General features: G+C 43.4%; 13 protein-coding genes. 10 read left to right on the forward strand and 3 right to left on the reverse strand.

All coding sequences use genetic code 11. The features are described from left to right. Positions 1 to 12 precede the first annotated feature (12 nt). From QN079_RS00295 to QN079_RS00315, 5 genes are all read left to right on the forward strand, one after another. Positions 13 to 870: an alpha/beta hydrolase gene (locus tag QN079_RS00295; protein WP_142967921.1), complete on the forward strand. Its 858-nt coding sequence runs from the start codon at positions 13 to 15 to the stop codon at positions 868 to 870. A gap of 46 nt (positions 871 to 916) precedes the next feature. Then, positions 917 to 2,197: a glycoside hydrolase family 140 protein gene (locus QN079_RS00300; RefSeq protein WP_289230194.1), complete on the forward strand. Its 1,281-nt coding sequence runs from the start codon at positions 917 to 919 to the stop codon at positions 2,195 to 2,197. Between the two features lie 7 nt (positions 2,198 to 2,204). Next, positions 2,205 to 3,518: a PTS sugar transporter subunit IIC gene (locus QN079_RS00305; RefSeq protein WP_086338869.1), complete on the forward strand. Its 1,314-nt coding sequence runs from the start codon at positions 2,205 to 2,207 to the stop codon at positions 3,516 to 3,518. A gap of 326 nt (positions 3,519 to 3,844) precedes the next feature. Beyond that, complete coding sequence (locus QN079_RS00310; protein ID WP_123833485.1) at positions 3,845 to 5,152, forward strand: PTS sugar transporter subunit IIC; 1,308 nt, start codon at positions 3,845 to 3,847, stop codon at positions 5,150 to 5,152. A gap of 381 nt (positions 5,153 to 5,533) precedes the next feature. Beyond that, positions 5,534 to 6,976: a glycoside hydrolase family 1 protein gene (locus QN079_RS00315; RefSeq protein WP_005226517.1), complete on the forward strand. Its 1,443-nt coding sequence runs from the start codon at positions 5,534 to 5,536 to the stop codon at positions 6,974 to 6,976. 108 nt (positions 6,977 to 7,084) lie between these two features. On the opposite strand, the gene QN079_RS00320 is transcribed toward QN079_RS00315, so the two are convergent. Beyond that, positions 7,085 to 7,441, reverse strand: a complete 357-nt coding sequence (locus tag QN079_RS00320) for an MmcQ/YjbR family DNA-binding protein (RefSeq protein ID WP_074934324.1) — start codon at positions 7,439 to 7,441, stop codon at positions 7,085 to 7,087. A 255-nt stretch (positions 7,442 to 7,696) separates the two neighbouring features. Between QN079_RS00320 and QN079_RS00325 the strand changes: the two genes are divergently transcribed. The 5 genes from QN079_RS00325 (at position 7,697) to QN079_RS00345 (ending at position 12,121) form a co-directional block, all read left to right on the forward strand. Further along, a complete protein-coding gene (locus QN079_RS00325) occupies positions 7,697 to 8,026 on the forward strand; it encodes an AbrB/MazE/SpoVT family DNA-binding domain-containing protein (protein WP_218193011.1) in 330 nt (109 codons plus the stop codon). Beyond that, entirely contained in the window at positions 8,016 to 8,306 is a 291-nt protein-coding gene (locus tag QN079_RS00330; protein WP_289230713.1) for a type II toxin-antitoxin system RelE/ParE family toxin, read from the forward strand. Before QN079_RS00325 ends, QN079_RS00330 begins: the two co-directional genes overlap by 11 nt. 148 nt (positions 8,307 to 8,454) lie before the next feature. Continuing rightward, positions 8,455 to 9,261: a MurR/RpiR family transcriptional regulator gene (locus tag QN079_RS00335; RefSeq protein ID WP_015508709.1), complete on the forward strand. Its 807-nt coding sequence runs from the start codon at positions 8,455 to 8,457 to the stop codon at positions 9,259 to 9,261. A gap of 110 nt (positions 9,262 to 9,371) precedes the next feature. Beyond that, complete coding sequence (locus QN079_RS00340) at positions 9,372 to 10,643, forward strand: PTS sugar transporter subunit IIC (protein WP_289230195.1); 1,272 nt, start codon at positions 9,372 to 9,374, stop codon at positions 10,641 to 10,643. A gap of 38 nt (positions 10,644 to 10,681) precedes the next feature. Beyond that, positions 10,682 to 12,121, forward strand: coding sequence for a glycoside hydrolase family 1 protein (locus tag QN079_RS00345; protein WP_289230196.1), 1,440 nt, complete (start codon positions 10,682 to 10,684; stop codon positions 12,119 to 12,121). A gap of 81 nt (positions 12,122 to 12,202) precedes the next feature. On the opposite strand, the gene QN079_RS00350 is transcribed toward QN079_RS00345, so the two are convergent. Further along, positions 12,203 to 12,955, reverse strand: coding sequence for an ABC transporter permease (locus QN079_RS00350; RefSeq protein ID WP_289230197.1), 753 nt, complete (start codon positions 12,953 to 12,955; stop codon positions 12,203 to 12,205). Continuing rightward, positions 12,952 to 13,893, reverse strand: coding sequence for an ABC transporter ATP-binding protein (locus QN079_RS00355; RefSeq protein WP_289230198.1), 942 nt, complete (start codon positions 13,891 to 13,893; stop codon positions 12,952 to 12,954). The genes QN079_RS00350 and QN079_RS00355 overlap by 4 nt, the downstream gene beginning before the upstream one ends. Between the last annotated feature and the right edge of the window lie 7 nt (positions 13,894 to 13,900).

Here is a 13,900-nt window from a genome sequence, read left to right on the forward strand (position 1 = left end):
AGGAGGAACTATATGGAGACCCAACGAATCCAATTGAATCAAACGGCTTACGTGGATACCTATTTATTGCACCAATCCAAAGAGTACAATGTCGGCAAGAAGCGACCGCTAGTGATCGTCTGTCCAGGCGGCGGCTACGCATTTACCAGTGATCGAGAGGCGGAAGTCATTGCCTTGAAATTCAATAGTATCGGGCTAAATAGTGTTGTTTTATGGTACACCACCGGTGACCAAGTGAAAAACGTTCCCCACAATGCCTTGATGGAAGCCGCCCAAACCGTCAAAATCATTCGTGCGCATGCTCAAGAATGGTTGGTGGATGAGGAACAAATCATCGTTTGCGGTTTTTCAGCAGGCGGACATCTAGCGTTGCAGTTAGCGACGCGCTGGCACGATGCTGAGCTGGCAGAAGCGTTGGGCGTTAGCAGTGACTTATTGAAAGTGAATTTGGCGATCGCTGGCTACCCATTGGTTTATCAAGAGCATGCCTTCCCAATCGATGAGCTAGGCTTTGCCGCTAGTCTGATCGAAACACCTTTAACTGCCAACGAGCGCTTTTTTGGGAGTAAACAACCGACGGAAGAAGCCATTCAATCCATGAACATTTTGCATCATGTCGATCAGTGGACACCTCCGATGTTTCTCTGGCATACGACGGAAGACGTCTTAGTGGATGTGGCACACTCGTTGAAGCTGGCGGTCAAATTAAGAGAAGCAGAAATTCCATTTGAACTGCATATTTTTGAAAAAGGCGAACACGGACTGGCATTAGCGGATCGAACAACGGCACGCAAGCCAAGTCACCTCAATGCCCATGTCGCTAAATGGTTTGAGCTGTGCGAAGGCTGGCTCAGCAGTTATATTGATTAAAAAACCGCCAGTGCACAACTTGTGCCGATGAAAGGAGAGCACCACCGTGAAAATCACCGTAAGCCAAAACAAACGCACCTTATTGCGAGACGGCCAGCATTTCTTTTATTTAGCCGATACTTGCTGGAGTGCCTTTACTAGTATTCAAGAAAATGACTGGATCACCTACTTAGACAAACGCAAAGAGCAGGGCTTCAATACCCTTCAAATCAATGTGTTACCGCAATGGGATCGCAGCCGTGGTCAATTTGACTGCTTGCCGTTTCCTCTTGATGCGGGCGTCTTTGATTTTACTGTTTGGGAGGATGCCTATTTCGAACGGGCTCAGCGTCTTTGTAAAATTGCCGATGAGAAAGGCTTTACTTTAGCGTTGGTCGTCTTGTGGTCAAACTATGTCGCAGGCACGTGGGCTAGCCAGTTGGACAAAGAACGCAACGTGTTGCCGGAGGATTGCCGACAGGCCTACTATCAAAAAGTGATTGCGACTTTTGATGCCTTCCATCCGATCTACTTTATTGGTGGCGATACGGATTTCCCAACACAGCCAACCATCGATACGTATCTAGAAGCCTTTGCTTTCTTTGAAAAGCATTCGCCCAATACCCTGAAAACGATTCATATCAAGGGACGTTTTGAAGAGATTCCCGCAACGATCGTCGAACATTTGGACTTATTTTTATACCAATCAGGTCATAACAGCGCCTTTTTGAATATGCCTTATTATTTGGCAGAGCGTTTTTATCAAAGACAACCGCAGTTGCCGATCATCAACTCAGAACCTTGCTATGAACAAATGGGCTATGCCCGTCACGTATACGGCCGATTTGGTCAAAAGGATGTCCGCAAAGCGGCATGGCAATCACTGTTAGCCGGCGGCGCGGCTGGGATCACGTACGGTGCCCACGGCATCTGGAGTTGGCAAACCCCGACGGCAACCTTTGCGGAAGAAATCGGGGAAGTGTTTGATCGTCCCATGATTTGGCCAGAAGCTTTATCTTTTCCTGGGGCAGATGACTATGGCTTTATCAAGCAATTATTCGAATTATTAAATATTCAGGAGCTTGTGCCTTGCCAAGAGCGCTTGATCGATGCAGATGAACAGATTCGTATGGCAGCCATCGCAGGATCGAAGGATGCGTTGCTTTACTTGCCAAGCAATACAACAGTTCGCCTGCAAGGAGATCTTTCTACAGCGACTGTCACATTGATCGATTTGAATACCAATCGTTTCTTGAAACCAAAAATGACAGTTACCGATGGTATCACTGTTTTCCATCCCCACAATTGTCATGAAGATGTATTGTTTGTCATCCAAATAAAGGAGTGAAAAGAAAATGGATAAATATATGGATAAGGTGTTAGTATTTGCAGATAAAATCTCCAACAATCGGTATTTAAAGGCAATTTCAAACGGGTTGATGGCGACGCTGCCGATCAACATTATTGGTTCGATCGCCTTATTGTTAGCAGTTTTGCCGATTCAAGGATGGACAGACTTTATCAATTCGATCAATATTGGCGGCTATTTTTCCGTCGGTTACAGTATGACCGTCGGGGTTATCTCAGTGTACGCTTCCTTTCTGGTCGGTCACCGTTTAGCGACAGAATTTAAGCAATCGGCGGTTCCTGCCGGCATCGTTTCACTGTTTGCCTTTTTGATGATGACGCCAATGGTTACCTTAGAGGAAACAACGACCCTCGACATGAGCAAACTCGGCGCTCAAGGCTTGTTTACCGCTATGATCTGTGGCTTAGTCTTTGCTCGTTTGTACTGCTTTATTTTAGAAAAAAATATCGCCATCAAAATGCCAGCAGGCGTGCCGCAATTTGTGACGGATACCTTCGCCGGTTTGATTCCAGCAATTATTTCTGGGTTTACCGCGATCGTCATTAGCTGGGCATTCAGTTTTACTTCTTATGGCTCATTCTCAGATTTCATCTATCAAATCTTGGCAATGCCGCTGCAAAGCTTGTCTTCTAGTGTAGGTTCGTTGTTATTTATTGTACTGATCCAAATGGTGCTATGGTTCTTCGGTATTCATGGTTCGTTGGTGGTGGGTAGCTTTGTCACCGCTTTGTACTTACCAATGGATGTGGAAAATATGGATGCTTTAGCTAGCGGTGTTGCGCGTTCCGAACTGCCGAATATTTTGAGCAAGTCGTTTTATGATTTGTTTGCTGGTATTGGTGGGGCTGGAGGAACATTGTCATTGATTATCGTTATTTTGCTGTTGGCGAAATCCAAACAATCACGGACAGTCGCTAACCTGAGTGCCGTTCCTGGATTGTTCACCATTAATGAGCCGGTGATTTTTGGCTTACCGCTGATTTTGAATCCAATCATGGCGATTCCGTTCATATTAACACCATTGGTTCAAGTGCTTGTAGCATACCTAGCGATCTGGAGTGGGATCGTCCCACGACTTAGTGGCGTACAAGTTCCCTTTGGCACACCGATTTTTCTAAATGGGTTTCTAGCTGGAGGCTGGCAGGTCGCAGTTCTACAAGTCGTTTGCGTTTTGGCAGGCTGCTTGCTGTACATTCCTTTTGTCAAAATATTAGATAAAGGAAAATTAAAAACAGAAGCAGAAGCAGCGCAAGCAGAGGTTCAAACTGAAAGTATTGATCCAGCTGGAGAAACCGTCTGACTTCAGGGGAACAATGCGTAAAAGGCAGGACCTTGTTCTTCTTCAACAAGGGACAAGGTGAATTTTTGCACACTTGATTTCTTAAGACGGTGAATCCAGTCAATGATCGGCCATTCCCGAAAGCAGATAGGCTCTGATTGATCTACTTAGTAATCGAATGGTTCGGGGAAACGCCGATGATCCCAATGCAAATGTGACACAAATAGATTTTCTGATTTTTGATTTTACTCAGTGTGGGTCTTTTTAAAAAAGATACTAGCTGCTCCCCCACAATTGCTATCAAGACGTTTTGTTTCTCGGACACAGATCAAAAAGGAGTGTATTATATGACTTTCGCAGAGAAGTTCACCGAAAAAGGCCAGTACTACGCAAGTAAGATTCAGCAAAATAAGTATATGCAAGCAATCTCTAATGGATTGATGTCGCTATTGCCGATCATGATCATCGGCGCATTCAGTACACTGTTGTCTTCCATGCAAATCGAAGTCTATCAATCAATGATTGCCCCGTTTCGCGATATTATCGCCTTACCGGCACAATTTACGACAAATGCATTAGCTATTTATGCCGCTTTTTCCATCGCTTACAAATTGGCAGGCTTATATGGAAAAGAAGGCTTGATCCCTGGGTTTGTTTCCTTGTTTTCCTTTTTAGTCTTAACACCAATCAGTGTTTTTGAAGATGGGGAGCTTGTGATCAATGCCTTGACCTTTGACTGGCTGGGGGCTAGAGGGTTGTTTGCGGCGATGATCGTGGGTGTCTTAACTGCCCGTTTGTATGTGTTTTTTGTCGATAAAAACTTGGTTATCACGATGCCGGAGGGTGTACCACCAACGATTGCCAAAACATTTTCGGGACTGGTTCCAGCAGTGTTAGTAGCAGTCTTATTTACGATAACAGCCGGTTTGTGGAAGATGACGGAATTCGGTAGTTTCCATCAATTTGTATACACGATTCTACAAATTCCACTGCAAAGTCTTGGAGGTTCGATTTGGTCGATTTGTATCGCCTTATTGATCATGCAGTTGTTGTGGGTCTTTGGGATTCACGGAGCAATCGTTGTATTAGCGGTTATTCGTCCAATAATGACTGCTCTGGATCTTGAGAATTTGGCTGCTTATCAAGCAGGAGAACCGATGCCTAACTTAGTGACTGGTTCTTTTTGGAGTATTTATGCTAATTTTTCCGCCATGCTTGGTCTAGTAGTAGTTTTACTCTTTTTATCAAAGAGTAAACAATTCAAAATTATCGGGAAGCTGGGAGCACCAGGAGCACTTTTCGGGATTCATGAACCGCTGATCTTCGGATTACCGATCGTAATGAACCCGATTCTGGCGATTCCCTACATTTTAAGCCCAGTTGTTTGCGTGGTGATTGGCTATATCTTAACCATCACGAATATTTTACCAATTCCTATCGGGATGCAAGTGCCTTTTGGTGCCCCGATCGTTCTCTCAGGTATTCTGCAAGGAAGTTGGAAACTCGGGGTAGCTCAGTTACTGATGATTCCTTTGTGTGCCTTGATCTATTACCCATTTGTCCGCATTTTGGATAAGAAAAATGCCGAACAAGAATTGGCGCAAGAAACGCAAGAAAAAGCAGCAGAACAAAGCATGGATCGAGTGATTTCTTGATGGTTGAAGATCAAAGGGAGTTGCACAAACGTATAGAAAGGGTCAACAGTAATTGTTAGGAAATTGTTTAATGGCTACTCATAAAAAACTCTTTAAAAGAAGCTAATTTGACAGGGTTTACTGGTTAAATTTCCCCTTTTTTCAAAAGATCGCTGGTTAAAAGAAACCGATTTTATGATGACAAGCCACCGAGTTAGTGCTATAGTTAAAGAAAGAAAACCCACGTGGATTGTTACTGACTCGATCAGGCAAGACCTAAATAAGAAAGCGCTCTTCTCGTTTTAGCAGCGGCTCTTATTTAGGTTTTTTGTTTTTTATCGGGGATTTTTCAGTAATCAGCTAGGTAGGTTTATCAAAAGAAAACAAAAGGAGAACGAGCAAATGGCAAAATTTCCAGAAAATTTCTTATGGGGCGGCGCGACCGCAGCGAATCAATTAGAAGGGGCGTTCGATCGCGATGGCAAAGGCTTGTCAGTGGCGGATGCAATGCCTGGCGGCAAACAGCGTTTAGCGATTTTAGGCAGTGATACGTTTGATTGGACGATCGATGAGGACAAATACACCTACCCAAATCATCGCGGGATCGACCATTATGACCGTTTCAAAGAAGACATTGCGTTGTTTGCAGAAATGGGCTTCAAGAGCTATCGTTTTTCTATCGCATGGACACGTATTTTTCCAAAAGGCGATGAAACGACACCAAACGAAGCTGGGCTAGCATTTTACGATGCGCTGATCGATGAATGTTTGAAATACGGGATCGAGCCAGTGGTTACGATCTCTCACTATGAAATGCCTTTGCATTTAGCCAAAGAATACGGTGGCTGGAAAAATCGAGCATTGATCGATTTCTATGAACGTTTTGCAAAAGTTGTCTTGGAACGTTTCCACAGCAAAGTCAAATACTGGATGACCTTCAATGAGATCAACTCTGCTTTCCATTTCTCCGCATTGAGTCAAGGAATGGTCAACAGCACGGGTGCCAGCGACTTTACAAACGTGATCCAAGCGTGGCACAATCAATTTGTTGCCAGCAGTAAGGCAGTCAAAATCGGCCATGAATTAAACCCAGAGTTACAGATCGGTTGTATGATCATTTATGCAACGACTTACAGCATTGATGCGAACCCAGTCAACCAAGTGGCGACGATGATTCATAATCAAGCCTTCAACTACTACTGTGCCGACGTGCAAGTACGTGGAAAATACCCATCCTTTACGGATCGTTTGTACAAAGAACATGGCGTCAATAAAGAGGATCTTGAGATTACCGAAGAAGACTTAGCCTTGATCGCTGAACATACTGTTGACTATGTTGGCTTCAGCTATTACATGTCTTCTGCCGTGGATATCACCACAGAAGAAGCCGATGAAGTGCAAGGAAACTTGTTAGGCGGCGTCCGCAATCCATTCTTAGAAGCAAGTGAATGGGGCTGGCAAATCGACCCAGAAGGGCTGCGCATCGCGTTGAATGAATTGTATGATCGTTATCAAAAACCGTTGTTTATCGTGGAAAACGGCTTAGGAGCCATTGATACCTTTAACGAAGAAGGTAAGATCGAAGATGACTATCGTATCGATTACTTGCGCCGCCACATTGAAGCAATGGGGGAAGCGATCGCTGATGGCGTAGACTTGATCGGTTACACGCCATGGGGCTGTATCGACCTTGTCAGTGCTTCAACAGGCGAAATGAGCAAACGCTATGGCTTTATTTATGTTGACTTTGATGACGAAGGCAACGGCACGATGGATCGTTCCAAGAAAAAATCCTTCGATTGGTACAAACAAGTCATTGCAACAAACGGAGAAGAGTTGGCCTAAGTGTTTCGTTAGACTCACGGATGACACAGGATCCGTTATAAAAGAAAACCGATCAACGGTGCTGCTATATAGGCGCATCGTTGATCGGTTTTTTGGTGATATTTGGGTTTAACGGGTACGTTCATAGCTGTCTCGTAACAAAGATTGGAGTTGTTTTTCTGATACAGAGCCATCTAGTAATGCGGTGAGCCAATGGTTTTTATTCATGTGATAAGCGGGTAAATAGCCGCGGCTTTGATTGATGATCGAAACCATTTCGGGCGCTGCTTTGACATCTAAAATTTCGATCATTTCCGTTCCTTCCAAGCCTAATTTTTGCTTTTCTACAGTCATCAGCAAGCCAAACCATTTGCCGCTTTTACGGTGCCGCAAGACTTGGTACTCGGGAAACTTTGCAAATGGATGGTCGACCTGAACATCATTGAAGGTCTGAGCGAAGGCGATCAGCCGGTTTTTAAGATCCATGGGTATCCCTGCCTTTTTATTCAATCATATCCAGTATACCGTATTTTTGCCGATATTTCGCTGGAAAAGAAGATTGGGCTCTTTGGTTTAATAGGCCATATCACCTGCTTTGTCGATAGTCATAAATAAGGCAAAGTAGCAGGCGATTTATTTTCTCAATTTGACACTCGGCTTTCGGCATTACTTATCATTACATTCGATTATGATATAATGTTCTTACAGAGTAATTATTAAAGCAGAGGGAGGGGTGTAACGATGATTACGAAAACAAGAAAACAAGGGAATTCCATTATGTTGACGGTGCCCAAAGACTTTGGTATTCCCAATGGTGTGGAAGTAGAAGCAAAGCTAGTAGAAAATGGAATCTTGTATGAATTTATTGAACCGGTAAAGCCATTCGATGATTTCAGTGAAGATATCTTGACTGATATTATTAATGAGGGATACGAACACGAAGATATTTTATCCGAATTTAAAGCGCGTAAGAGTAAGCTGATTTCTTCATTTAAGACAATTGCAAAGGAGACTGCTACCGACGGGAAAGCAATGACCAAAGAGGAGTTGGCAACTGAAACTGGCTTATGAGGTGATTCCATCTAGACAAGTAGTGAATTATTTAAAAAAGTTGAAGGAGAAACCGCTGAAACAAAAGTTTCTTCATGTCATTTATGATGAAATAGCTGTCGAACCGTATAGCGGCGATCAAAAAACTGGCGATTTAGCTGGAATCTGGTCGAAGGGTTTTAAGTATGCAGAGACAACCTATCGTATTGCTTATGATGTGATCGATGACCAAGTGATTCCAGTCTTGTTATGTGGCACCCATGAGAATTTTTATGAACAGTTAAAGCTGTTAATGAAATAACTGGGGACCTGAATCGAAGAGTTGCGCGTAGGCGGACTCTTTTTTTGCTTTCTATTAAAAGTACGATAAGTGAAAGGTTCTAAGAAATGGATGCCTATGCTAAGATAGAAGAAACCAGCAGCGTAAATAAGCAAGTGAGGTGGTCGCTATGAAAACGACAAGTCAAGTATACATTCGTTTAAATGAACATCTATTTAAATGCAAAAAATACGATTTGAATTTTTTGATAACAAAACTTTTAATTGAGCGAATCGATGAATTTCCTGCGATCTATATTGAAGAAATCGCCTATGCTGCACAGACGACCCCTGCCAGTATCACTAAATTTTGTAAGAAACTTGGTTATGCTAGTTTTAAAGAAATGCGTAATGACCTCACGATTTATTTTGAACAAGAGTACCATTTGGCGAATACGATGTTTGAAGGGATGCTAGCGAATCTCGATACAAAGAGTGAAGTATCTGAAATGGTTGACCAATTTTTAGCCCGAGAGTACATGGTCCAAAAACAGATTTTTGACCAATTTGATCAACACCAATGCACACGGATCGCAGAAGAAATGAAACGAAAAAAACGAGTGGCGATCTTGGGTAACAGCTATTCTTTTTCGGTTGTTAATCTCCTGCGGGAACTGCTTAGTCAAATGGGCTATATCGTTTTTGAAGTGAACCGTAATGCGGAAGACCAGCTGATTGATCAAGTATTGCGGGAAACAGATATCTGTTTTGTGATCAATCTAACAGGTAGCTGGATCGACAAAAAGGCCTACTTGCTTGAAAAAACTGCCTGTCAGAAAGTTTTATTGACGTTCAGCGAGCAAGCCGCTCAAAGCAGTCTCTTTGAAGAGCGTGTCTTGTTTAAAGAGGTCGTTCCATTGATGTCGTCGAATTATTACTCGCAAAAAGTGCTTCATCTATGGATGATTTTTATGATTATGAATATGAGAAAAGAGTAAACGTAAAAAGCTATTTTCCATTTTTGGAAAATAGCTTTTATTGTTTCCTTATGAGAAAGCGCTTATATTCAAGTTAAGATATATCTTAAAAAATTTAGGAGGATTTACTGATGGATAAATTAATGCAATTTATTGAAACCAAAGTGATGCCGCCAATGATGAAACTTTCTAATCAACGTCACTTGAGTGCTGTTCGCAATGGGTTGATCGCAACGATTCCAATCACAGTGATCGGATCGATCTTTTTATTGATTCCGTATATTCCATGGCCTCAATCGTATGTATCATTTATGGGCAATCATCCCGACTTAGTGGCAAAACTGATCATTCCCTTCAATATGAGCATGGGACTGCTTTCGATCTATGCAGCTTTTGGCATTGGCGCACGATTAGCGCAAAGCTACCAACTGGATAGTTTGGCAGGGGGCGTTTCTGCAATTTTTACCTTTTTTACTACATTGACCTTCACTTCTTTAGATGAAGGAACGTTTATCTCTACGCAATATCTTGGAAGAGAAGGTATGTTTGCTAGTATTTTGACCGCTATATTAGCAGTCGAGTGCATGCGCCTTTGTAAAAAATACAATATTGGGTTTAAACTGCCAGAGCAAGTCCCTACGAATGTCAGCAGCAGTTTTGAAGTGATTATTCCCGTGTTTTTTTCAATGACGATCGTTTGGATCATTGTTCACTTGATCGGCTTTGACATCAATGCCCTGATTGCAAGTTTGATCACACCATTGTTAAGTGTTTCTTCCAACTCGTTAGCAGCACCTTTGGTCTATGTAGGATTGACTTGTATCATGTGGCTATTCGGAATTCATCCGCAAATATTAGCGACGGTGATGTTGCCGATCTGGCTAGTCAATTCTGAAGCAAACATGGCAGCAGCACAAGCCGGACAAGCGATTCCCAATCTGGGGGTACAGCCGTTTATCTTTACTTTCTTATGGATCGGCGGTGGCGGAGGAACCTTAGCACTTTGCGCAATGATGTGTTTCTCCAAATCAAAATTTTTAAAACAGCTTGGTCGTCTCAGCTTTATTCCTGGGGTCTTCAACATCAATGAACCGTTGTTGTTTGGGTTGCCGATCGTTTTGAATCCAGCACTGGCGATTCCCTTTGTCGTGGCACCAATCGTGACCACTTTCGTGACCTATTTCGCTTTTGTGTCCGACCTTGTTCCCGGAATGGCATATCCATTAGCGGCTGTGTGGACGGTTCCGAGTATTTTTTCGGCAGTGATCGCAACAGCCAGCATTCGTGGTGCTGTCTTAGTAGTGATGAATTTCTTGATTTATTTGGGCATTTATTATCCTTTCTTCAAGGCCTATGAACGCAAATTAGTGCTTGAAGAAGGTCAAACCGAAGCATCAGTCTAAGAGGCGAGCAATCAAATTTTGAGAAGAGGAGCAATGACATGAAGAAAAATAAGAAGCAATTTCCTGCCGATTTTTATTGGGGAGGTGCAGTTGCCGCAAATCAATTAGAAGGGGCCTATCTTGAAGGGGGAAAAGGCTGGAGCGTGGCAGACATCAATCGCTTTCGTGATGATATCGATATAAAAAAGAAAAGCAACAAAGAAATAACGACGGCAGACGTAGAATTTGCTTTAAATGATCAAGAAGGGCGTTACCCGAAACGGGATGGGATCGATTTTTACCATACATTTCGTGAGGATCTGGCACTCTTGGCAGAAACAGGCATGAATTCGTTTCGAACATCTATTAGCTGGGCGAGGATTTTTCCAAAGGGAGACGAGCAAACGCCTAACGAAGAAGGGTTGCGCTTTTATGACGAATTGATCGATTGTATCCTTGAAAACGGCATGGAACCCTTGATCACCTTGTCTCATTATGAAATGCCGATCCATTTAGCGATGGCTTATGACGGCTGGTCAAATCGTAAACTGATTGATTTCTTTGTTCGTTTTGCGCAAGTCGTATTCAAACGGTATCGAGGGAAGGTCAAATATTGGATCTTAGTCAATCAAATGAACTTGATTACCCACGAATCGTTTAACCACCTTGGTATTCCCGCTGACCGCGTCGACAATCTGAAGCAAGCTAAGTACCAAGGAGTTCACAATGAATTGGTAGCATGTGCGAGAGCGATCAAAGTAGGCAAAGAGATTGATCCTTCTTTTCAAATTGGTATGATGTCTTATTATGGCAATGTTTATCCAGCTACTTGTAAACCGTTGGATGTTTTGAGTGCTCTCAAAAATAATCAAATGGAATATTATTATTCAGATGTACTTGCGCGGGGAACTTATCCGAATTATGCCTATCGCTTTTTTGAAGAAAACGGCATCGAGATTCAATTTGGGGAAAACGATGAAGCGGACTTTAAGCATACGGTTGATTTTGTTTCTTTCTCCTATTACTACACGCGAATCATTCATAGTGAAAACTACGGGAAAGAAGATGCAGCTTCGCCTAACCCTTATTTAGAAGCAAATGATTGGGGCTGGGCAATTGATCCGATCGGGCTGCGGATCGCTTTGAATGAGTATTATGATCGGTACCAATTGCCGATCATGATCACAGAAAATGGTATGGGCTTTTATGAGACATTGAATGAAGAAGGGACGATCGATGATACGTATCGCATTGATTTTCTGAAACAGCACATTGAACAAATGAAAGAAGCAATCTATGATGGCGTAGAACTGATCGGCTACTATCCTTGGGGACCGATCGATCTTGTCAGCTGCTCCTCATCAGAAATGAGCAAGCGGTATGGGTTCATTTACGTGGATCTAGATGATTGGGGCAATGGTTCAGGAAAGCGGTACAAAAAAGCCAGCTTTGACTGGTATAAGAAAGTGACGGCTTCTAACGGAGAAGTCCTCGATTAAAAAATAAGCGGCAACGACGAAGCAGGAGCTTAGTCGTTGCCGCTTTTTTTATAAGAGAGTCAAAAAAGGGAGCCAGCGCCATCAGCGTAACCGTTTCTGATAAAGCATTCCTGCCAAGAACCAGCTCACCACTACGATACCGCCGCACCAGCTAAAGGCACTGATCAAGGTGGTATCTTTTAAGTTTAACAAAAGCCCGCGCAAAGAATGGATGATCGGCGACATTGGTTGGTATTCAGCAAAAATGGCTAACGGACGCGGCATGGTTTCCGTAGGGACGAAACCAGAGCTTAAGTAGGGCAAAAGGGTGATCAAGACAGTAAACAAGGTCGCTGTCTCGGGGCTTTTGGCGATGAGACCAACCAGAACGGAGACCCAAGTAAAAGCGAAGGTGAAGCAAAAGATCAATAGGAAGGCGAGTCCCCAGCCAGCAACTGTGGCTTGGGGGCGAAAACCGATGATCATGGCAACGATCAACACGACCAAGGTACTGATCAAGCTCCGAAGGGTCGCGGCGAAGACATGCCCGTTTAAAAAGGCTGAGTTAGAGATGTTCAAGGTCATCAGCCGTTCCACCATGCCGGATTTCAAATCTTCCGTCACCGTTACCCCAACGGAGGAGGCGCTTTGGGCGATACATTGGACGAGAACACCAGGAACGACAAAATCGACATAAGAGGTATCGCCGACGTTCATGGCTCCCCCAAAAACATAGACGAAGAGGATCATTAAAATCGCTGGGGTCAAAATCCCACTTAGCAAAGTCTCCATACTGCGAATCGATAGCAAGAGGTTGCGTTTGAATAAGGTGTTGGTTTCTATAATTGCTTTCATTGGTTTCCTTCTTGGACAAGTGTTAGAAAAATATCTTCTAACGAAGCATTCTTTTGATTAAAACTGGTGATGGTGATCGGTAGTTGATTGAGTTCCTGCAACAGCGTGAAGGAATGCTGGAAGTCTTGACTGACGGGAAATGCCAGAGAGAGACTGGACTCATTGACTTGCAGCGGAAAATCAGACAGATGCTGTCGCACGGTCTGCAAGTGTTCTTTCGTCAATACGCTGATTTCCATCGTTTGTGAAGGATGCAGTGCTTTGACTTCCGTTGGTGTTCCTTGCAAGATGATTTTCCCTTCATGCAAGATGGCGACTTGGTCTGCTAAAAATTCAGCTTCTTCGAGGTATTGGGTCGTCAGGAAAATCGTTCGTCCTTGAGCGGCGATCTCTTTGATCATGTGCCATGTGGCTAAGCGGTTTTGCGGGTCTAACCCGGTCGTTGGTTCATCCAAAAAGAGCAGGTCAGGTTCGCCGATAAAACTCATGGCGATGTCTAAGCGTCGTCGCATGCCACCAGAATAATTTTTGACTAGTCGGTTGCTGGCATCCACCAAATCAAAACGCTCTAACAAATGTTGGACGATAAACTGTTTGTTTTTGACATGGCGCAAGGCAGCAATCATCAGCAAGTTTTCTCGTCCGGTCAGTTCTTGATCGACGGCGGAAAATTGCCCTGTCAGACTGATTTTTTCGCGAATCGCTGCTGGATCTTTGGTCAAGTCGATCCCGTCGATCAGCGCGGTTCCTTGGTCAAAAGGTAGGATAGTGGACAAAATTTTGACTAAAGTGGTTTTTCCAGCGCCGTTTGATCCTAGTAAGACAAATACTTCGCCAGGAGTGACGTCAAAAGTGACCTCTTTCAAAACGGTTTTGTCTTTGAAGCTTTTTTGTAAATGTTTCACGTGAAGCATTTTCTTTTTTATATGGGTATCCATAGCTTTT

The organism is Enterococcus sp. FZMF (assembly GCF_030263915.1).
In the GTDB taxonomy this organism is placed as follows: domain Bacteria; phylum Bacillota; class Bacilli; order Lactobacillales; family Enterococcaceae; genus Enterococcus_D; species Enterococcus_D casseliflavus.